The organism is Actinoplanes awajinensis subsp. mycoplanecinus (assembly GCF_001509495.1).
GTDB classification, from domain to species: domain Bacteria; phylum Actinomycetota; class Actinomycetes; order Mycobacteriales; family Micromonosporaceae; genus Actinoplanes; species Actinoplanes palleronii.
The window spans coordinates 1-21345 of record NZ_LLZH01000178.1 but is presented as its reverse complement, the minus strand read 5'-3'; the positions used below and the strand labels follow the sequence as shown (position 1 = coordinate 21345).

At 70.8% G+C, this 21345-nt stretch carries 17 protein-coding genes; 5 read left to right on the top strand and 12 right to left on the bottom strand.

The genetic code is table 11. The annotated features are described in order from the left end of the window. Positions 1-19: 19 nt before the first annotated feature. From ADL15_RS19950 to ADL15_RS19940, 3 genes are read right to left on the bottom strand one after another with little or no spacing between them, the layout of a single operon-like run. Positions 20-631, bottom strand: a complete 612-nt coding sequence (locus tag ADL15_RS19950; protein WP_067693121.1) for a hypothetical protein — start codon at positions 629-631, stop codon at positions 20-22. Next, the gene (locus ADL15_RS19945; RefSeq protein ID WP_067693118.1) at positions 631-924 is read right to left on the bottom strand and encodes a type VII secretion target; all 294 of its coding nucleotides are present in this window, start codon (positions 922-924) and stop codon (positions 631-633) included. The genes ADL15_RS19950 and ADL15_RS19945 overlap by 1 nt, the downstream gene beginning before the upstream one ends. A 41-nt stretch (positions 925-965) precedes the next feature. Beyond that, positions 966-1292 (bottom strand): YbaB/EbfC family nucleoid-associated protein, encoded by a 327-nt coding sequence (locus tag ADL15_RS19940; RefSeq protein ID WP_067693115.1) that lies wholly within the window; start codon positions 1290-1292, stop codon positions 966-968. Between the two features lie 201 nt (positions 1293-1493). Here ADL15_RS19940 and ADL15_RS19935 point away from each other — a divergent pair, with 201 nt between their 5' ends. Next, positions 1494-2693, top strand: a complete 1200-nt coding sequence (locus tag ADL15_RS19935) for a DNA polymerase III subunit delta' (protein ID WP_067693111.1) — start codon at positions 1494-1496, stop codon at positions 2691-2693. Between the two features lie 60 nt (positions 2694-2753). Here the strand turns inward: ADL15_RS19935 and ADL15_RS19930 are convergent, their stop codons facing one another. Then, a complete protein-coding gene (locus tag ADL15_RS19930; RefSeq protein WP_067693108.1) occupies positions 2754-3803 on the bottom strand; it encodes an endo-1,4-beta-xylanase in 1050 nt (349 codons plus the stop codon). Positions 3804-3999: 196 nt separating this feature from the next. On the opposite strand from ADL15_RS19930, the gene ADL15_RS19925 reads away from it, so the two are divergent. Next, positions 4000-5244, top strand: a complete 1245-nt coding sequence (locus tag ADL15_RS19925) for an SGNH/GDSL hydrolase family protein (RefSeq protein ID WP_067693105.1) — start codon at positions 4000-4002, stop codon at positions 5242-5244. On the opposite strand, the gene tmk is transcribed toward ADL15_RS19925, so the two are convergent. Next, entirely contained in the window at positions 5234-7255 is a 2022-nt protein-coding gene (gene tmk / locus ADL15_RS19920) for a dTMP kinase (RefSeq protein ID WP_232344225.1), read from the bottom strand. The genes ADL15_RS19925 and tmk overlap by 11 nt on opposite strands. A 197-nt stretch (positions 7256-7452) precedes the next feature. Here tmk and ADL15_RS19915 point away from each other — a divergent pair, with 197 nt between their 5' ends. Further along, positions 7453-8658, top strand: a complete 1206-nt coding sequence (locus tag ADL15_RS19915; RefSeq protein WP_067693102.1) for an amino acid deaminase/aldolase — start codon at positions 7453-7455, stop codon at positions 8656-8658. A 25-nt stretch (positions 8659-8683) separates the two neighbouring features. Here ADL15_RS19915 and ADL15_RS19910 read toward each other — a convergent pair whose 3' ends face one another. Next, entirely contained in the window at positions 8684-9313 is a 630-nt protein-coding gene (locus tag ADL15_RS19910; RefSeq protein ID WP_067693100.1) for a TetR family transcriptional regulator, read from the bottom strand. A 165-nt stretch (positions 9314-9478) separates the two neighbouring features. On the opposite strand from ADL15_RS19910, the gene ADL15_RS19905 reads away from it, so the two are divergent. Next, positions 9479-10774, top strand: coding sequence for a D-arabinono-1,4-lactone oxidase (locus ADL15_RS19905; RefSeq protein ID WP_067693097.1), 1296 nt, complete (start codon positions 9479-9481; stop codon positions 10772-10774). Here ADL15_RS19905 and topA read toward each other — a convergent pair whose 3' ends face one another. The 6 genes from topA to ADL15_RS19875 form a co-directional block, all read right to left on the bottom strand. Further along, positions 10775-13621, bottom strand: coding sequence for a type I DNA topoisomerase (gene topA, locus ADL15_RS19900; protein WP_067693094.1), 2847 nt, complete (start codon positions 13619-13621; stop codon positions 10775-10777). Between the two features lie 201 nt (positions 13622-13822). Beyond that, on the bottom strand, positions 13823-14575 hold the full coding sequence (locus ADL15_RS19895; protein ID WP_157441474.1) for a hypothetical protein: 753 nt from the start codon (positions 14573-14575) through the stop codon (positions 13823-13825). Beyond that, positions 14572-15102, bottom strand: a complete 531-nt coding sequence (locus ADL15_RS19890) for a hypothetical protein (protein WP_083971480.1) — start codon at positions 15100-15102, stop codon at positions 14572-14574. The genes ADL15_RS19895 and ADL15_RS19890 overlap by 4 nt, the downstream gene beginning before the upstream one ends. 127 nt (positions 15103-15229) lie before the next feature. Then, positions 15230-17659 carry a sodium-translocating pyrophosphatase gene (locus ADL15_RS19885; protein WP_067693088.1) on the bottom strand — a complete coding sequence of 810 codons (2430 nt, stop codon included), beginning with the start codon at positions 17657-17659 and terminating at the stop codon, positions 15230-15232. A gap of 401 nt (positions 17660-18060) precedes the next feature. Then, complete coding sequence (locus tag ADL15_RS19880) at positions 18061-18501, bottom strand: ATP-binding protein (RefSeq protein ID WP_067693086.1); 441 nt, start codon at positions 18499-18501, stop codon at positions 18061-18063. Beyond that, entirely contained in the window at positions 18498-18854 is a 357-nt protein-coding gene (locus ADL15_RS19875) for an STAS domain-containing protein (protein WP_067693084.1), read from the bottom strand. The genes ADL15_RS19880 and ADL15_RS19875 overlap by 4 nt, the downstream gene beginning before the upstream one ends. A 139-nt stretch (positions 18855-18993) precedes the next feature. On the opposite strand from ADL15_RS19875, the gene ADL15_RS19870 reads away from it, so the two are divergent. Next, positions 18994-21345 (top strand): DEAD/DEAH box helicase (locus ADL15_RS19870; protein WP_067693448.1); only part of this gene is annotated, 2352 nt, incomplete at its 3' end.

Below are 21345 nucleotides of genomic sequence, written 5' to 3'. Positions count from 1 at the left end.
GGTCGGCGCGGGGGCGGGGTCAGACCGGCTGGGGGGACCTCAGGGGGCCGATCTCGGCGAGGAGGTCTTCGGCCAGGTCGTAGCGGTCGGCGATGGTGCGCAGGAGCAGCGCGGCGATGTCGGCGGCGGCGCGGGTCTCCGGCACGCCGGGAAAGGTCGCGCCAGGGGTGGTCAGGATCAGGGACTCGGCGGAGGTCAGGGCCTCGGCCAAGGCACTGGCCAGGGCGTTGCGGGAGTGGGTCATCCAGTCGGTGAGGGTGTCTGCCAGGTCGGCGGTGGCGGTCATCCGACGGGAGAGGCTGTTCGGGCCGGCGTTGAGCTGCTCGGCGGTGCGGCGGCGGAGCGCCTCGTAGGCGTCGGCGGCGTCGCCGGTCCAGGACGTGGCCAGCGGCAGCGCGTCAGCCGTGTCGGCGCAGGCCCGAGCGTGGGCGCGCAGCTCGGGCACCGCCTCGGCGACCACGGCCGGGCGCAGGGCACCGACCGACCGGGCCGCGTCGCCCGGGAGCAGCCGGACCCGGCGCAACTCGGGCCAGACCTGGTGCCCTTCCGGGGCGCCGGCCGCCGAGAGCACCTGGTCGACCCGGCTGAGCAGCGGCTCGGCGACGGTCAGCAGGCGATCGAGCTGGTCCATCAGAGCCCCCGCAGGCGGCGCTGCGCCGCCGCGTCGGTCTCGGCATAGTCCTGGGAGCTGGCCCGCACCGAGTGGGCCATTTCGGACAACCGCCCGGCCAGTCCGGCCGCCTCGGCGGACCGGGCCCGCAGCACCGCGGACCAGCTCTCGTGCAACCGCTGCCCGATCCGGCCGGGGCGCCCGGCGTCATCCGCGCCGAACGCGCCGGCGACCGGCAGAAGCTCCGGCACGCGCCGGTCCATCGTGGTCAGTGCGGCGGCGGCCTGGTCGATGCGGTCGGCGAGCCGGTCCATGTCAGCGCCCCTCCGGGGGTATGTCGAAAAGCTCCGGCAGATCATGGGTCGTCCAGGGAGTGGAGCGAGCCGAACACCTCGGCGTGCAACTTCTCCCGCGCCCAGCGAGCCGCCTCCCCCGCGCTGGTGACCACGGCCTTCAGCTCGCGGGAGAACTCGACGGCATCCCGCTGGCGCAGGCCGCCGTGCACCCGCACGTCGACGATCTCGCCCGACGCGGTGACCACCACCTCGATCGACTGGTCGGGTGAGTGCACCGTGACCTGGTGCGCCGCGACCGCCGTGTCGAACTCGGCACGCAGGCCCTCGACGCGCCGATAACGACCGATCGCCTCATCGATCCACGCCTCGTCGATCTCCCGAGCCATGCACCCGGCTCCTCACCACGTGTCATGTCGCCGTCGCGTTCCGACATCAGAATCTACCGCTCCCCCGGCATCCCCGGAGTCCTCTGTGGATAACTTCCAAGCCGCGACGCAGAGTTACTCATCCGTCACTCCAGGAAGTCGCGCCACCGGTACGGGTCAACCGGTCCGGGATTTGTCGGGGCTTGGCAATACCATCGTCGGGTGAGTCCGCATGATGTGTTCTCTGACCTGGTCGGCCAGGACGAGCCGGTGGAGACGCTGCGCCGGGCTGCCGCCGCCGCCGCGCGAGTGGTGGTCGGCGACACCGCCGGCGGCGCGGCGATGACCCACGCGTGGATCTTCACGGGTCCACCCGGATCGGGGCGGTCGCTGGCCGCGCGGGCGTTCGCCGCCGCGCTGGAGTGCCAGCGCGAGGGGCAGGGGTGCGGCGAGTGTCACGGCTGCCGCACCGTGCTCGGCAGGACGCACGCCGACGTGCGCTTCGTCGTACCGGAAGGGTTGTCGATCGGGGTCGGTGAGATGCGCGCCCTGGTGTTGCGGGCGGCGACCGCGCCCAGCGGCGGACGCTGGCAGGTCGTGGTGATCGAGGATGCCGACCGGCTCACCGAGGCGGCCGGCAACGCCCTGCTCAAAGCGATCGAGGAGCCGCCGCCCCGCACGGTGTTCCTGCTCTGCACCCCATCCACTCACCCGGACGACATCTCGGTGACGATCCGCTCGCGGTGCCGGGTGGTGGCGTTGCGCCAGCCGCCCGCCGACGCGGTCGCCGCGGCGCTGATCGCCCGGGACGGCATGGCCGCCGACACCGCGGCCTGGGCCGCCGCCGCGGCGCAGGGTGACATCACCCGGGCCCGGCTGCTGGCCGCCGACCCGGAGGCCCGGTCCCGCCGCGATGCGGTGCTGGCCGTGCCGAAAAGGCTGACCGGCGTGGGCGCCTGCTTCGACGTGGCCGCGGGCATGGTCGCGGCGGCCAAGTCGGAGGCGGCGACGAGCGTGGTGGATTCGGACGCGTCCGAGCGGTCGGCGCTGGAGCAGGCGCTGGGCGCGGGCGGCACCGGGCGGGGCGCGACCGGCGCGATGCGCGGCGCGGCCGGCCAGATCAAGGACCTGGAGCGCCGGCAGAAGTCCCGGTCTACCCGGACCCAGCGGGACGTGCTCGACCGGCAGCTGGTCGACCTGGCCGGGTTCTACCGGGACGTGCTGGTCACCGCGTTGCGCGCGCCGGTGGCGGTGGTGCACGGCGACGTCGCTCCGCAGTCCGAGGCGGCGTCGCGGAAGTGGTCGCCGGAGAGCACGCTGCGGCGGCTGGAGGCGGTGCTCGCCTGCCGCGAGTCGATCAACCTGAACGTCAAGCCGGAGATCGCGGTGGAGACGATGATGCTGAACCTCTGGAAGGGCTGACGAGGAGGCTGCGCCGACGGACGGTGCCGGCGCAGCCTGGTCCTCATCGTCCGCCGCGGATCAGCGCCGGGCCAGCAGCAACGTGTCCCGCAACGTGGCGTAGGCGGGCTTGGGCCGCAGGTTCTCGTCGAACGGCGTCGCCGACCCCTCCCCGTCGAAGACCCCGGGCACCCACGAGTACTTGTCCGTGAATCCCCACACCGTGTACGACACACAGTGCTTCACCAGCAGGCACGCCCGCAGCAGCAAGCCGAATCCCTCGGCCTGCGCCCGCACCTTCGCGGTGTCCGCCGGCAGCAGCATCCGCACGTCGACCTCGGTGAACGCGGTACGCACCCCGAGCTTGTCGAAGCGTCGCACGTTGTCCAGCACGCTGTCCGGGAAGTCGTACTGGAGCGCCAGGTGGCCCTGGATGCCGTAGCCCTGCACCGGGACGCCCTGCGCGAGCAGTTGCCTGGTCAGGGCGAAGTACGCGTCGCTCTTCGGGTTCACGCCCTCGTTGTTGTAGTCGTTCAGGAACAGCAGCGCCTTGGGGTCGGCCTGGTGCGCCCAGCGGAACGCGTCGGCGATGTAGCCCGGCCCGAGCGCTCGCAGCCAGATGGTGTCCCGCGGCGTGCCGTCGTCGTTGAAGACCTCGTTCGCCACGTCCCAGGCCCAGATCCGGCCCTTGAAGTGGCCGACCTCGTCGAGGATGTGCTTGCGCAGCAGGGTGCGCAGCTGTGCCGGGGTGTAGGCGGATTCGGTCAGCCAGGCCGGGTTCTGACTGTGCCAGACCAGGGTGTGCCCGCGGACGAGCTGCCCGTTCTTGCGGGCGAAGTCGACGAGCTGGTCGGCGGCGGCCCAGTCGTAGACGCCGGGCTGAGGCTCGACGGCCTCCCACTTCATCACGTTCTCCGGGGTGACCGTGTCGAACTCGCGGGCCACCGCTTCCCGGTACGGCGCGTCGGCGGCCAGGGCCGACATGTCGACGGCCGTGCCGATCCGTACGCCAGTGCCTCGCGCCGCGGCCCGCAGCGACCCGTCATCCGACCGCGGATGCGCGTCGGCCGGCGCGGAACCGGCCACGGCCAGGCTGACCGCGAGAAACGCGGCGATGCGACCAAGTCTCATCAGAAGTGCCTCCGAAAGTTACGAGGACAAGCCGAAACGTTATGCACACTGCCCACCCGCGTCAACCATGTCCATCGATCACTATCGGACCGTGAAGATGGCGCAGCAGCCGATACCCGCCCCTTGACGACATCGATGAGCAGCTCTACGTTACGGAGATCTGTCCCGGAGATTTCCGAAACTTCCGGAGGGTGACATGCCCACGAGACGCCAGCTACTTGCCCTGACCGGAGCTGCCGCAGCGACCGGCGCCCTCCCGCCGAGCCCGGCGGCCGCGGCGACGGCGGCCTGGACCGCCAGCTGGGCCGCGGTGCCGACCACCGTCCCGCCGGCACCACCCCTGGTCCTCGCCGACCAGACCTTGCGGCAGGTCGTCCACCTCAGCCTCGGCGGCAACCAGCTGCGGATCCGGCTCACCAACGAGTTCGGCGAGACGCCACTGCGGATCGGCGAGGTACGTGTGGCGATCCGTGCGGCCGGCAACGACACCAGGCCCGGCACCGATCGGCGGGTCACCTTCGGCGGGCAGGGCGCGGTCACCGTCCCGTCCGGCGCGCCGATCGTCAGCGACCCGGTCGACCTGCCGGTCACCGGCGGCGCCGACCTGGTGATCAGCGTCTACCTGCCGGCGCGCACCCCGGTCACCACGCTCGCCGCGTTCGCGTTCCAGGACAACGTGATCGCCGCGGGCAACGTGACAGGCGCCCGGCACGTGACGCCGACCAGCACGATCCAGCAGTACCTGTTCCTGTCCGGGGTGAGTGTGCACGCGACAAGCAGCGCGATCGTCACCCTCGGCGACTCGATCACGAACGGCGCGAACACCGTCGCGAACGCCAACCACCGCTGGCCCGACCTGCTGGCCGCCCGGCTGTCCTACCGCCGCGGGGTGGCCAACGTCGGCGTCTCCGGCAACCGGCTGCTGCACGACCCGAACCCGCCGGCCGGCAGCCCGGCGGTGGCGTACGCGGCGTACTTCGGGCAGAGCGCGCTGCGCCGCTTCGACCGGGACGTGGTCGCCCAGCCCGGCGCGGCGTACCTGGTGGTGCTGCTCGGGGTGAACGATCTCGGACATCCGGGCACGTCGGCGCCGCCGGACGAGGTGGTCTCGGCCGACGACCTGATCGGGGGGCACCGGCAGCTGATCGCGCGGGCGCACCAGGCCGGGCTGCGGGCGTACGGAGCGACGGTGCTGCCGTTCAAGGACGACACGCTCGGCTTCTACAGCCCGGAGAACGAGCGCAAACGCTCCGCGCTGAATCGGTGGATCCGCCGTTCCGGCGAGTACGACGCGGTGATCGACTTCGACGAGGCGGTCCGGGATCCGGCCGATCCGTTGCGGCTGAACCCGGCGTACGACAGCGGCGACCACCTGCACCCCAACGATGCCGGGATGGCTCGGATGGCCGCCGCGGTGCCGCTGCGACTGTTCAGGCAGTAGGAGCGGTCACCGGGACCGGGCCGAGCAAGTCGGCCAGCCGGGACGCCACCGCCGCGGCCAGCTCCTCGGGCGGGCGGGCCGCGTCCAGCACCAGATAGCGCTTGGGGTCGGCGGCGGCCAGGTCCAGGAACGCGTACCGGACCCGGTCGTGGAAGGCCTTGGACTCGCTCTCCAGCCGGTCGGTGCCCTCGCCCCGGGAGCTGACCCGGGTGAGGCCCACGGTCGGGTCCACGTCGAGCAGGACCACCAGGTCGGGTTTCAGGCCGCCGGTCGCCCACGCGGAGAGCCAGGAGATCTCCTGGACCGGCAGGGTACGACCGGCGCCCTGGTACGCCAGCGACGAGTCGACGTACCGGTCACTGATCACCACCTCGCCCCGGCCGAGCGCCGGACGGACCACGGTGGCGACGTGGTGTGCCCGGTCCGCGGCGTACAGAAGGGCCTCGGCGCGCGGCGACGGCCCGGCGCCGTGCTCCTTGTCGAGCACCAGCCCGCGGATCCGGGAGCCGATGTCGGTGGCGCCCGGCTCGCGGGTGACCACCACCTCCCGGCCCTCCTCGCGCAGCGTCTCGGCCAGCCGGTTCACCTGGGTGGACTTGCCGGCGCCCTCGCCGCCCTCGAAGACCACGAACACCCCGGCCCGGGCGAACTCCTCCGGCGGGGCGAGCGGCCGGCCACGGACCGAACCCCACAGGTCGGCCAGGACCGGCACGCCCTTCTTGTCGTCCATCTGGCGGAACGCGCCGATGCCGACCCAGATCCCGATCGCGCCGGCCACCAGCAGCAGCACCCGGGTGAACGAGACGTCGAAGCTGAACGCGCCCAGGTCGACCCGGCGCGAGCTGCCCAGGCCGACCAGCAGGCCGGCCAGGGTGATCGCGAGCAGCAGGACCATCCGGACGCCGATCTGGACCACGGCGAAGACCCGGCCGCGAACCGCGTCGTCGACCTCGCCGTAGAGCAGCGTGGTGCCGGCCAGGAACGCCATGCCCGCACCGGCGCCCACCAGCAGCGCGCCGAGCAGCGCCATGGACAGGTGGAAGGCCAGACCGAGGAACATCACCGAGCCGCTGGCCAGCACGATGTTCATGCCGAACCAGCGCCGCCGGGAGAGATCCTTGACGATCATCGGGCCGAGCCCGATGCCGAGCGCCAGACCCAGGAAGATCACGCCGAAGAGCAGCGAGAAGGCCGCTTCACCGGCGCCGAGCGAGACCGCGTACGTCTTGGCCGAGCCGATCACCACGCCGCCGGCCGCGAACGCGCCGAAGATGCCCAGCACCAGGCCCCGGACCAGCGGGGTACGCCCGATGTACTTCCAGCCGTCCAGGAACTGCCGGGACATGCTCTGCGCGGCGGCCTGCTGGCGTTCCGCGCTCTTGCCGCCGATCTCCCGGATGCCGAAGAAGACGACGAGCGCGGTGGCCAGCCGGGACAGCGCGTTCATGTAGAGGGCCAGCTGCACCGGCTGCGCCCAGGCCGGCAGCGAGGCGCCGGAGTTCTGCACCCCGGCGGTCAGCGCGGAGAGGGTGAGCGCGGCCAGGATCGGCGTGATCCCGTACGTGGTGACCAGGGTGAGCTGGTTGGAGACCTCGATCCGGGCCTTCGGGATGAGGTTGGGGACCGCGGCCTCCTTGGCCGGGATCCAGATCAGGGTGACCGTCTCGCCGAGCAGGGTGGCGATGGTGGCCCAGGTGGCGATGACGCCGGGCGACGCGCCGAGCAGTGGCACGATCGGGATCGACCCGTAGATCACGAACCGCAGCAGGTCGGTGATCACCATGGTCCAGCGCCGGTCGAACCGGTCGGCCAGCACGCCGGCGATCGGGCCGAGGAACAGCGCAGGCAGCAGGCGGACCGCGATGGTGGCGCTGAACGCCAGGCCCTGCGCCGCCGGCTTGGAGAACTGCGCGGCGGTGAACAGGCTGGTGGCGAGCAGGCCGATCCAGTCCCCGAACGAGGCTGCGCCGAGCACCAGCCAGAGCCGGCGGAACGGACGGATGCGGAGCACGGAGCGCAGCGCGGCCGCACCCGATAGCTCGACCGGCGCGGTCTCCTCGCGGCTTTCCGTGTTGATGGCGCTACCTCCCCGTGGTCACTGCTCGGAGCACTGTATCCGGCCACCCCTGGTCATCGGGGGTACGCACCAACGAGTGGAGTAGAGATGAATGTCTTTCGTGTTGCTGCGGATCGGGATAGCGTGCGCGTGTGCTCACCGATCGTTATGCCCTCCGCCGGCGACTCGAGAAGACCACCGACCATCTGGAGACTCCGCTCGCCGTGGTCGACCTGGCCGCGTTCGACGACAACGCGGACCGGCTGACCGCTCGGGCGGCCGGCAAACCGATCCGGGTGGCGAGCAAGTCGGTGCGCTGCCGGGCGCTGCTGGAACGGGTGCTGGCACGGCCCGGCTGGCACGGCGTGATGGCGTACACGCTGCCCGAGGCGATCTGGCTGGTCCGCGCGGGAGTGACCGACGACGTGCTGGTGGCGTACCCGACGGCGAACCGGGCGGCGCTGCGCGAGCTGGCCGGCGACGAGAAACTGGCCGCCGCGATCTCGATCATGGTGGACCACCCCTCGCAGCTCGATCTGGCCGACCAGGTGACCCCGCCCGGCAAGCGCCCGGTCGTCCGGCTCTGCCTGGACCTGGACGCGTCCTGGAAGCCGGCCGGGCCACTGCACGTCGGCGTCCGGCGCTCACCGGTGCACTCCGCCGTACAGGCCGGCGCGCTGGCCCGCCGGATCGCCGCCCGGCCGGGGTTCACACTGGTCGGGATGATGTCGTACGAGGCGCACATCGCCGGCGTGGGTGACGCCCCGCCGGGACGGACGCTGCGCGGGCGCGCCATCCGGCTGATGCAGAGCCGTGCCCTCCCCGAACTGCTCGGCCGGCGCGCCGCCGCGGTCCAAGCGGTCCGGGAGCACGCCGACCTGGAGTACGTGAACGGCGGCGGTACCGGCAGCATCGCCGCCACCAGCGCCGACCCGTCGGTCACCGAGGTCACCGCCGGCTCCGGGCTGTACGGCCCGACCCTGTTCGACTCGTACCGCAACTGGCGGCCCACCCCGGCGGCGTTCTTCGCGCTCTCCGTGGTCCGCCGCCCCGCCCCGAGGATCGCGACCGTGCTGGGTGGCGGCTGGATCGCGTCCGGACCGGCCGAGGCGTCCCGGCTGCCGATGCCGTACCTGCCCGAGGGTCTCTCGTTCAAGGCTGACGAGGGGCCGGGCGAGGTGCAGACGCCCCTGCTGGGCGAGGCCGCCGAGCAGCTGCGCCCGGGTGACCGGGTGTGGTTCCGGCACGCCAAGGCCGGCGAGCTGTGTGAACACGTCAACGAGCTGCAGCTGATCGACGGGGACACGCTGACGCCGGCCCCGACGTACCGGGGAGAAGGTCATGCGTTTCTCGGCTGACCCCGGGCGGGGTTTGCGCCGGTTCTTACACCGAGACGTGCCGGTGGAGGTACTCCCGGATCAGCGCCTTCGACTCGGTGAGCACCGCCTCGTCGCCGGCCGGGTCGCGCCGGAACGCCAGCTTGATCAGCGCGTCGGCGGCTTCCACCGAGATCTGCAGGGCGAAGCGCATCCGCGCCCGGTCCATCAGCTGGAACTGCTCCATCAGCAGCTCGGCGAGGCGTTCCGCGATGACCGCGTTGTTGTCCCGCTCCGCGTCGAGCAGGTGCAGGTCGACGACGTCGCCGAAGTGCAGCGTCCGGAAGCCCGGCACGCTGCGGTGCATGTGAATGTAACCGTCTATGGCCGCATCCACCGCGTCCCACCAGTGGGTGAACGTCTCCGCCGCGAAACGGTCGGAGAGGCTCTGCAGGTAGGCGTCCATGTTCCGCAGGGCCAGCGCTTGCACGATGGCCCGCTTGTCCGGGAAGAACTGGTAGACCGAGCCGATGGCCACCTCGGCCCGCTCGGCCAGAAGGGTCGTGGTCAAGCCCTCGTAGCCGACCTGGTCCACCAGATCGGCGCAGGCGTCGAGCATGCGTTGTACCCGGGCAACGCTTCTGCCCTGCACCGGAACCCGCCGCAGCGGTCCGGTGCTGACGGTTGGTGTCGACACGCGTCGCCACTCCCTCTCAGCAGTGAGATCTATTCGCGGCGATGAACCAAGGTGAGTCGCGAATAAAGCTCAGTGATAAATCGAACGTTACTCGGATCAACGAGCGAGGCACATCGACGGGACGCCAAGTAGTGGTGTCCCCTCGGACGGAGGACAAAAGCCGGAATGACTACACCCGTTAACTCCCGTCGCTGGACCAACTGGGGAACCAACCAGGAGTCCGTCGCGGAGGTGCTCAGCCCTGGCAGCATCGACGAGGTGGCGGCCATGGTCACCGCCTCCGCCGACGCCGGACGACGGATCAAGACGGTCGGGAGCGGGCACTCGTTCACGGCCATCGCGGTCGCCGACGACCAGCGGATGCTGCTGCACCGTCTGAATCAGCTGATCGCGGTGGACGGACCCCTGGTCACCGTGCAAGCCGGCATGCCGCTGTCCACTCTGAACGCCGTGCTGGCCCAGCACGGCCTGGCCATGCCCAACCTCGGCGACATCGACCTGCAGACGGTGGCCGGTGCGATCTCCACCGCCACGCACGGCACCGGGATCAAGCACGGCACGCTGGCGTCCTGCGTGGAAGCGGTCACCATGGTCACCGCGGACGGCAAGATCCGACGGTACGACCTGGAGTCACCGGAGTTCCCCGCCGCCCGGGCCGGGCTGGGCGCGCTCGGTGTCCTGGTCGAGGTGACCCTGCGCTGCGTGCCGGCGTTCAACCTGCTCGCCGACGAGAGGCCGATGCCGCTCGCCGACGTGCTGGCCGGCCTCGTGGACTGGATCCCGGCGAACGACCACGTGGAGTTCTACTGGTACCCGTACACCGACCGGGCCCAGCTGAAGATCAACAATCGGGTGACCGTGCACGACCGGCCGCTGCCGAAGTTCCGCAGCTGGCTCGACGACGAGTTTCTGTCGAACACCGCTTTTGAGGGTCTCTGCAAAATCGGGCAGAAGTGGCCGGCAACGGTGCCGCGGATGAGCGCCATGGCCGCCCGGGCGCTCACCGCGCGCAGTTACACCGGCCGCTCCGACCACGTCTTCTGCAGCTCCCGCCGGGTCCGCTTCACCGAGATGGAGTACGAGATCCCGCGCGAGGCCCTGCCCGAGGTGATCGACGCGCTGCCCCGGCTGATCGAGGCGCTGCCGTTCAAGGTGCTCTTCCCGGTCGAGGTGCGGTTCACCGGCCCGGACGACGTCTGGCTGTCACACGGGTACGGCCGGGAGTCCGCCTACATCGCGGTGCACCAGTTCCTCGGCAGCCCGTACGAGCCGTACTTCAAGGCCCTGGAGGCACTCTGCGAGCCGCTCGGTGGCCGGCCGCACTGGGGCAAGCTGCACTATCGGACGGCCGATGACCTGCGCCCCGCGTACCCGAAATTCGACGACTTCGTGGCGGTGCGCAACCGCCTGGACCCGGCCCGGGTCTTCACGAATGACTACCTGGACCGGGTCTTGGGCTAGTTACTCTGCGGCGGCTGCGGCCTTCTGGGCCGCGGTCGTCGTCTTCTTGGCCGGCGTCGCCTTCTTAGCGGGCGTCGCCTTCTTGGCCGGGGTGGCCTTCTTGGCGGCCGTTGTCTTCTTGGCGGCGGTCTTCTTCGCTGCCGTGGTGCCGGTGGCGGCCTTGGCCGGCGCCTTCTTCGGCGCGGCCTTGCGGGCGGTCTTCTTCACCGGTCCCTTGGCACGCTTCTCGGCGAGCATCTCGATCGCCTCTTGGACCGTGATCTCCTCGGGCGTCTGACCGCGTCGCAGCGTCGCGTTGGTCTCGCCGTCGGTCACGTACGGCCCGAAGCGGCCGTCCTTGATCACCATCGGCTTCTCGGTCGCCGGGTCGACACCCAGCTCACGCAGCGGCGGCTTGGCCGCTCCCCGCGCGCCCCGGAGCTTCGGCTCGGCCAGCATGGCCAGCGCCTCGTCCAGGGTGACGGTGAACAGCCGCTCCTCGTTCTCCAGCGAGCGGGAGTCCTTCAGCCGCTGGATGAACGGCCCGTACCGCCCGTTGCGCGCGATGATCTCGTTGCCGTCGGGGTCCTTGCCGACCACCCGGGGCAGCGACAGCAGCCGCAGCGCCTCCTCGAGCGTGAGCTCCTGCGGCGTCTGGAAGCTGAACAGGGACGAGCTGCGCTCGCCGCTCTGCACATACGCCCCGTAGCGGCCGGACTTGACCGTCACCGGCTCGCCGGTGCCCGGGTCGTCGCCGAGCGCACGGTCGCCGTTGCCGGCCAGGAAGAGCTCGGCCACCTTCTCCGGCGTCAGCTCGTCGGGGGCGACACCCTCGGGGATCGACGCGCGGTCCTCCGGCGGCTCCTCCTCGCCCTCCTCCAGCGGCCTGTTCAGCGGCACCTTGCGCTGCAGGTACGGCCCGAACTTGCCGACCCGGACGAGGACCTTGCGGTTCTCCTCGTCGGTGAAGAGCGGGATCGAGTTGACCTCGCGGGCGTCGATCGCGCTGAGATTCTCGGTGACCATCTTCTTCAGGCCACCGGCCCGGGCGATCTCGTCGTCCACGCCACCGGTCTGCGTGCCGAAGTAGAAGGCGGTGAGGAAGTCCAGCTGGGTGTGGTCGCCGGAGGCGATGTCGTCGAGCTGGCCCTCCATCGCGGCGGTGAAGTTGTAGTCCACCAGCCGCGGGTAGTGCCCCTCGAGCAGGCCGATCACCGCGAACGCCAGGAACGACGGGATCATCGCCTGGCCGCGCTTCTCGACGTACCCGCGGTCCTGGATGGTCTGCATGATCGACGAGTACGTGGACGGCCGGCCGATGCCCAGCTCCTCCAGCGCCTTGACCAGCGAGGCCTCCGTGTAGCGGGCCGGCGGCGAGGTGTGGTGACCCACCGCGGCCAGCTCGTCGGCGGTCAGCGGCTGGTCCTTCACCAGGTTCGGCAGGCGACGCTCGGCGTCCTCGGCCTCGGCATCCGCGTCGTCGGAGGACTCCACGTACGCCCGGAGGAAGCCCGGGTCGGTGATCGTCTTGCCGGAGGCACCGAAGTCGGCCTCCTCGTTCGCCGTCGAGATCGCCCGGATCCGGACACTCACCGAGTTGCCGACCGCGTCGGTCATCTGCGACGCGACCGTCCGGCGCCAGATCAGCTCGTAGAGCTTGAACTCCTCGGAGCTCAGCTCCTTGGCGATCTCGCCCGGCGTGCGGAAGTTGTCACCGGCGGGCCGGATCGCCTCGTGCGCCTCCTGGGCGTTCTTCGCCTTGGTGGTGTAGCGGCGCGGCTGCGGCGGCACGCTGTTCGCACCGTACAGCTCGGCGATCTGCCGGCGGGCCGCGGCGATGGCGGTCTCGGAGAGGTTCACCGAGTCCGTACGCATGTAGGTGATGTAGCCCTTCTCGTACAGGCTCTGCGCGGTACGCATCGTCTGCTTCGAGGAGGACCGCAGCTTGCGGGACGCTTCCTGCTGCAGCGTCGAGGTGATGAACGGCGCGTACGGCTTGCGCCGGTACGGCTTCTCCTCGACCCGGGTGACCGTGAACGGCCGGTCCTCGAGACGGGCGGCCAGCCCACGGGCACCGTCGCCGTCCAGCTGCACCACCGAGGCGCCCGGCTTGAGCTGACCGGTGGTCGGCTCGAAGTCCTTGCCGGTGGCGATCCGGTCGCCGTCCAGCGCGATCAGCGTGGCCTGGAAGGCACGTGCGCCCTCGACCGGGCCCTGCACCGCGAGCTGGGCCTGGATGTCCCAGTACTCCGCGGTACGGAACGCCATCCGCTGGCGTTCGCGCTCGACCACGATCCGGGTGGCGACGGACTGCACGCGGCCGGCGGAGAGGCCACGCATGACCTTCTTCCACAGGACCGGGCTGACCTCGTAGCCGTACAGCCGGTCCAGGATCCGGCGCGCCTCCTGCGCGTCGACCAGCGAACGGTCGATGTCACGCGGGTTCGCGACCGCGGCCTGGATGGCCGGCTTGGTGATCTCGTGGAAGACCATCCGTTTGACCGGCACCTTGGGTTTGATCGTCTCGATCAGGTGCCACGCGATGGCCTCGCCCTCGCGGTCCTCATCGGTGGCGAGGAAGATCTCGTCCACCTCTTTGGCCAGTTTCTGCAGTTTGGCCACCTGCTGCTTGCGGTTATCCGCGACCACGTAGAGCGCGTGGAACCCGTTGTCGACGTCGACGCCGAGGCGGGCCCACGATTCGCCCTTGTACTTGGCCGGCACCTCATCGGCGTTCTTCGGCAAGTCTCGGATATGGCCGACGGAGGCCTCGACCAGATAGTCGGGCCCCAGATAACCGGCGATCGTCTTGGCCTTCGACGGAGACTCGACGATGACCAGACGGATCGTCCTGGCTTCACTCGGCACGGCACTCCCAGTAGTTTCGAGATCCTCGGCGCTCCCCGTCGGCCCGCCCGGCGAGGCACAGATGTTCAACGTAACGCGCCGGAGGAGCCCTCATTCCCGGGGAACCCGCAGTCGGATGGTAACGGTCCGGCCACCGCATGCGTCCGACCGCGACACCGTACACCGGGACGACGGTGTTATGTCGGACACAATCCCGGAAGATCACGCAGTCGCGCTGCCTGGCCAAAGTTCTGCCGGGGCGGCCTCGGGGCACTCACCGACCAGCTCGGCGAGGCGCGCCACCCGGCGCCGGCCGGCGATCAGATATGACCGTCCGTCATCCGACACCCGTCCGGCGAGACCTGCTCTTACCAGCGTGGCGTCCACCGCGAGCGGGTCCTTGGCCGGGTCGAGGCCGAGCCGGAAGCCTCCCGGGCGGGGGCTGCCCGCGGCGGCCACCCAGAGCCGCAGCCGCGGGCCGGAGAGGAAAAGCTGGGCCGCGGCGTCCGGCCAGGCGCGCGCCAGTGCGTTCAACCTCCGGGAGTACGCGGTACGCACTTCGAATCGCGGCGGCGGTGACGGCTCGGGCGTGTCCAGGATCTCTTCCGGGTCTTGATCTTGAGATGTCACGACGGGCTGTGCGACGGGTGCCTCGATGACGGGTGTGTCGACAACGGGCGCCCACGTCGCCGCCAGGCCCCGGGCCACCAGCTCGGCCACCAGGACGTGCACCCGCCACGCGTCGTCCACCACCACCGACACCCGGGCCGTGCCGCCCATCCGGCCGAGCACACCCGGCCCGGCCAGCAGACCGGCGAGATCGGCGGGCGACGGCTCGGTGGTCTCCGCGCCGAACATCGACAGCTGCCGGCCACCGGAACGGCCGGGCGTGTCCCGGTGCGGTGTGCGCCGCTCCACCGGGATCGGCGGGGGCAGCACCTCCCGCGGGATCAGCGGCCAGCCGGTCTCGGTCATTGACACTCGGGCAGCGACTCGAAGGCCTCCTTCAGCTCGACCGAGTCGAGTTTCGAGGTGTCCAGGCCGCTCTTCTCGTACTCGGTGTTGAGCCGGGTCACGACCTTGTCGACCTCGGTGTAGAAGGTGCTGGTCGGCGTGGTGGCCAGGGACTCGATGCCGTCGTGTGCGGTGCCGTACGCGTCGCGCATGCCGGTCAGCGAGCCGACGAACGCCGCCGCGATGGCCTTGCCGCCGTCGACGTCCGGCACTCCGGCGCGTTCCACACCGGCCCGGGCCGTCTCGCTCGCGGCGCGGGCACCGTCGAAGAGCCGGGCCAGGTTCTCCTTCGCCTGGCCGGGCGTGGTGCGCATGGTCATCTGCTGCTGGGTGCGGGTGGTCAACGTGTTGATCTCGCTGCGCCACGGCGCCAGCGCGGTGCACACCGAGGCGGCCCAGGCATCCGCGCCATGCTCCGCGGAACAGGCCGCGAGCGGTGCTGCGAGCACGAGGGCGAGAGCGAGAGAGATCGTTCGGACCGCGCGCATGGGAGCAGCGTACGGCCTCGGCAGGACACTCCACACGCCTCGATGGGGGGCAGTTCTCTCCCTCGATACCGGCAACGCCGACGGGCACCCGGCAATCGCCGGGTGCCCGCCTGTGGACAGACCTCGCTCAGCCCACGTTGTCCTTGATCCGGGACTGGGCGGCGGCGTCGTCGTGCTGTGCTTCCTGCGCCGCCTTGGCGGTGTCCGCGGCACCGGCGGCGACCGCCGTGTCCGCGTCCTCGCCCATGGAGATCGGCTTGCGCTTGCTCCAGATCACCGCGGCAGTGACGATCGCGAACGCCACCAGCGCGATGCTCACCCGCAGCGCGGTGTTCTCCTCGTTGCCGATGCTCCAGGCCACCACGGCCGGGGCGATCAGCAGCGAGACCAGGTTCATCACCTTGAGCAGCGGGTTGATGGCCGGGCCCGCGGTGTCCTTGAATGGGTCGCCGACGGTGTCGCCGATGACCGTGGCGGCGTGCGCCTCGGAACCCTTGCCGCCGTACGCGCCGTCCTCGACGAGCTTCTTGGCGTTGTCCCAGGCTCCACCGGAGTTGGCCAGGAAGACCGCCATCAGCGTGCCGGTGCCGATCGCACCGGCCAGGTACGCGGCCAGCGCGCCCGCGCCCAGGCCGAAACCGACCGCGATCGGCGCCATGATCGCCAGCAGGCCCGGCGTGAGCAGCTCACGCTGCGCGTCCCGGGTGCAGATGTCGACGACGCGGCCGTACTCGGGACGCTGGGTGTAATCCATGATCCCGGGGAACTCGCGGAACTGCCGCCGGACCTCCATGACCACCGCGCCCGCCGAACGGGACACCGCGTTGATCGCCAGACCGGAGAACAGGAACACCACCGCGGCGCCGATCAGCAGGCCGACCAGGTTGCGCGGGTTGGAGATGTTGAGCAGGTTCAGAATCTGGTTCTGCACCTGGTCACCGGCGATCCCGGCCTCGGCCAGCGAGCTGGCCAGGGTGTTCGTGTACGACCCGAACAGCGCCGTCGCGGCGAGCACCGCGGTGGCGATCGCGATGCCCTTGGTGATCGCCTTGGTGGTGTTGCCGACGGCGTCCAGCTCGGTCAGGATCTGCGCGCCCTTCTCGTCGACGTCACCGGACATCTCGGCGATGCCCTGCGCGTTGTCCGAGATGGGACCGAAGGTGTCCATCGCCACGATCACGCCGACCGTGGTGAGCAGACCGGTTCCGGCCAGCGCCACCGCGAACAGCGACAGGGTGATCGAGGTGCCGCCGAGCAGGAACGCGCCGTACACGCCGGCGCCGATCAGCAGCGCCGAGTAGACCGCGGACTCCAGGCCGACACTGATGCCGGCCAGCACCACGGTGGCCGCGCCGGTCGCCGACGACTTGCCGATGTCCTGCACCGGACGCCGGGTGGTCTCGGTGAAGTAGCCGGTCAGCGCCTGGATGGCGGCGGCCAGCACGATGCCGATCACGACAGCGCCGATCGCCACCCACTGCGGGTTGCGGCCGCTGTCCACGATCTCCGGCGCGATGCCGGCGTCGTTGAACCCGGCGAAGCTGCTCGGCAGGTAGAGGAAACTGACCACGGCGACCGCGACCGCCGAGACCGCCGCGGAGATGTAGAACGCCCGGTTGATCGCGGTCAGACCGTTGCGGTCGGACGGACGCAGCCGGGTGATGAAGACACCCAGGATCGCGATCACCACACCGACCGTGGACACGATCAGCGGGAAGATCAGGCCGTCCTGGCCGAACGCGGCCTGGCCCAGGATCAGGGCGGCGACCAGAGTCACCGCGTACGACTCGAACAGGTCCGCGGCCATGCCGGCGCAGTCGCCGACGTTGTCGCCCACGTTGTCGGCGATGGTCGCGGCGTTGCGCGGGTCGTCCTCGGGAATGCCCTTCTCCACCTTGCCGACCAGGTCGGCGCCGACGTCCGCGGCCTTGGTGAAGATGCCGCCACCGACCCGCATGAACATCGCGAGCAGGGCGGCGCCGAAGCCGAAGCCTTCCAGCACGGTCGGCGCGTCGCTGGAGAAGATCAGCACCACCAGCGCCCCGCCGAACAGGCCCAGGCCCACGGTGAGGAAGCCGACCACACCACCGGTGCGGAACGCGATCCCCATCGCGGTCTCCCGGCCGCCGGCCTCACTGGCCGCCGCGGCGACCCGCAGGTTGGCCCGGGTGGCCAGCGCCATCCCGGCACCGCCGATGAACGAGCTGAACACCGCGCCCACGACGAAGAAGAGCGAGCGCCCGATCTTCACCCAGGTCTCGTTGTCGGTGTCGTGCACCGGCAACAGGAACAGCAACACGACCGCGATCACCACGAACACGGCGAGCGTCTTGAACTGCCGGAACAGGTATGCCGACGCGCCTTCCTGCACGGCGCCGGCGATCTCCTGCATCTTCGCGGTACCCCGGCCGGCGCGCAGCACCGACTGGACGAACATCGCGGCGAAGCCCAGAGCGATCAGGGCGAACACCAGCGCGACGATGACGAATGTGACGTTGGATCCGCTCAGGGACACTCCGCCACCCTCGGCGGCGAGGTCTATCGAGGTCCCGGACATCAATGTCCTCCTACACGCACCGACCGCACCCGACAGGTGGACGTGACCTGTGGGCGCGTTCCCCGGGGAGCCGGGGACGACCAACCAGACCCGCGGACGCGGGACCAGCAGTAGCTGACAACTCGCGTACTGTATAGGTCTGGCGTGGCGATCGTCACATGGCGACCCGGCCGTGTCGCGATGATGTTTACCGCTGTGTTAGACCGGCGGGCGGGACATATCGGCGCGGGTTGATCTTTTCCCTGGCCAGGGCGTTGACAGCACCCGGTTCCGGATATTGGGCGAAATGCCCGAATTGAGGATAGGGCCAGGAACAGAGATCTTCGGGCCGCACACGCCGAAACGAAAAGGCCGCCCTCGGGGGCGGCCTTAAAGATCTATTTCGTACGATCAGAGCACGATCAGCGTCGGGTGACCGGCCAGACCATCCGGACCTCGGTGCCCGGCCCGTCCTCGACCGGTCGCACCTGCAGATCGTCGACGAACCCGGCCAGCAGCGCGAAGCCCACCCCGGTGGTGAGCGCGTCCTCGGTCAGCGACTCGGCGGCCAGCTCGTCCGGCGGCAGCTTGGTGAGACCGATGCTGGCCTCGATCGGAGCATGGTCGATGACCCGGACGGTGTACGACCCCGAATCGGACATCTCCACCGTGACCAGGTCGGCCAGGCCGTACTGGCGGTGCAGTGCCACCGCACGCGTGCAGGCCTCACCGATCGCCAGGCGCACCTCGTCCAGCAGGCCTTCGTCGACCCCGGCCCGCCGGGCCACCGCGACACCGACCAGCCGGGCGGTGCGCACGTGCACCGGAGCCGGGGAGAAGGACAACCGAACAGTCGCCATCACGAAGCTGGACCGCTGCCGGTGCGTTCGGTGGCGGCCTCGACCGTGGGGAAAATCGGGAACACCTGATCCAGCGCGGTGATCCGGAAAATTTTGAGAAGTGGTTCCTTCGCGCACACCAGGCCGAACGTGCCCTGTGCGGTGCGTAGTCGTTTCAGCGCGCCGACAAGCACGCCGAGCCCGGTGGAATCGAGGAACTCGACCCGCTCCAGATCGACCACCACGTCACGAGCCCCGGCGTCGACCAGCTCGATCAACCGCTCACGCAGCCGAGGAGCGGTGTAAACGTCAACCTCGCCACCGACTTCGAGCACCGTGTGCTCAGCGACGGTACGAGTCGCCAGCGACAGCTCCATCGGTCCTCCTCCCTGATCTCCCCCGCGAATCTAACCACCGACCGGCATCGGGCGACGCGTGGCACCCACCGTCCTACCCTTTTGGGGCCGGGCGCATACCGCATCCGCTGTTTGGGCGGGACGCCTTTGCGGTGTCAGAGTGCATGGCGTGACTGCCACCGCTTCCGGCCCCGCTGAGCTGCTCCATCGCTTACGTGCCCGAAGCGGTGCCGCGGCCCAGTCGCCGATCACCCACATCGAACACGTCACCGCCCGCGCCGGCCGGGTGTCGGCCTGGCCGTCGTGGGCCGACGCCGGAGTGCGTGACGCCTTCGTGCGACAGGGAATCACCGCACCGTGGGACCACCAGGCCGACGCCGCCACCCTCGCGTGGCAGGGTACGCACGTCGTGCTGGCCACCGGGACCGCCTCCGGCAAGTCGCTGGCCTACCAGCTCCCGGCGCTCACCACGCTGGCCGGCGATCCGAAGGCCACCGTGCTGTACCTCTCGCCGACCAAGGCGCTCGCCGCCGACCAGCTGCGCGGCCTGACCCGGCTCGGCCTGGACGGCGTCCGCCCGGCCACCCTGGACGGCGACACCCCGCGCGAGGAGCGGGAATGGGTCCGCCAGCACGCCCGGTTCGTCCTCACCAACCCGGACATGCTGCACCACAGTCTGCTGCCCGGGCACGCCAGGTGGGCGGTCTTCTTCCGCCGCCTTTCGTACGTCGTGATCGACGAATGCCACGCGTACCGCGGCGTCTTCGGCTCGCACGTCGCGCACGTGCTGCGCCGGCTGCGACGGACAGCGGCCCGGTACGGCAGCTCACCGACGTTCATCCTGGCCTCGGCGACCTCCGGTGACCCGGCCGGCAGCGCGTCCCGGCTGACCGGGGTGCCGGTGAGCGCGGTGACCGACGACGCGTCGCCGCGTGGGCCGGTGACGTTCGCGCTCTGGGAGCCGCCCCTGCTCCCGCCGTCCTCCCCGTCCGACCTCGACGCCCCCGTTGGGGAAGAGCCGCTGATCCGGCGGTCGGCGTTGCGGGAGACCGCGGATCTGCTCACCGACGCCGTGGTGGCCGGCACCCGGACGCTCGCCTTCATCCGCTCCCGGCGGGGCGCCGAGGTGGTCGCCACGATCGCCCGGCGCTCCCTGGACGAGGCGGTGCCCGGGCTGGGCGACCGGGTCGCCGCGTACCGGGGTGGTTACCTGCGCGAGGACCGGCGCCGGATCGAACGGGCGCTGCTCTCCGGCGAGTTGCTCGGGCTGGCCTCGACGAATGCGCTCGAGCTCGGCGTCGACCTGGCCGGGCTGGACGCCGTACTGATCTGCGGCTGGCCGGGCACCCGCGCGTCGCTGTGGCAGCAGGCCGGGCGGGCGGGACGGGCCGGCGGGGAGGCCCTCGCGGTGCTGATCGCCCGGGACGACCCGCTGGACACGTACCTGGTGCACCACCCGGAGGCGCTGTTCGGCCGGCCGGTGGAGGCGACCGTGCTGGACCCGGCCAACCCGTACGTTCTCGGCCCGCAACTCTGCTGCGCCGCTTCCGAAGCCCCGCTGACCGAGAATGATCTCGCACTGTTCGGTGGCGCTCCGGCCCTGGAGGCGATCCGGACACTCGTCGAGCAGGGTGTGCTGCGGCATCGGCCGTCCGGCTGGTACTGGACCCATCGCGGCCGGCCCGACGTGGACCTGCGCGGCACCGGCGGGGCTCCGGTCTCGGTGGTGGAGGCGGCGACCGGGCGGCTGCTCGGCACGGTCGACCAGGGGTCGTCGCACGCCATGCTGCACGAGGGCGCGGTCCACCTGCACCAGGGCGTCACGTACCTGGTGGACGAGCTGGACCTGGACGACGCCATCGCGCTGGTGCACCAGGAGGAGCCGGACTGGACCACCCAGGCACGGGATGTCACGGAGCTGTCGGTGGTGTCGGTGCGCTCGTCCGTGGACGCCGGCCCGGTCGGCCTGTTCCTCGGCGAGGTGGACGTGACCAACCAGGTGGTGTCGTACCAGCGGCGACGCCTGGGCAGCGGCGAGGTGATCGACACGAAGCCGCTGGACCTGCCGGTGCGGGAACTGCGTACCGTCGCGGTCTGGTTCACGGTGTCCCCGCAGGCCCTGGCGGCCGCCGGGGTGGAGTGGGCCGACGTGCCGGGCGCCCTGCACGCCGCCGAACACGCCGGGATCGGCCTGCTCCCGCTGATCGCGACGTGCGACCGCTGGGACATCGGCGGCCTGTCCACGGCCAACCACCCGGACACCGAGGCCCCGACGGTCTTCGTCTACGACGGCCACCCCGGCGGCGCCGGCTTCGCCGAACGGGCCTACGCGACCGCGGCCGAGTGGCTGCAAGCGACCCGCTCAGCGATCGCATCGTGCGGCTGCGAGACCGGCTGCCCGTCCTGCGTCCAGTCCCCGAAGTGCGGCAACGGCAACAACCCCCTGGACAAACCCGGCGCCGTCCAGGTCCTCAACACCGTCCTGGCCGCCCTCCCACCCACCACCGAGCCC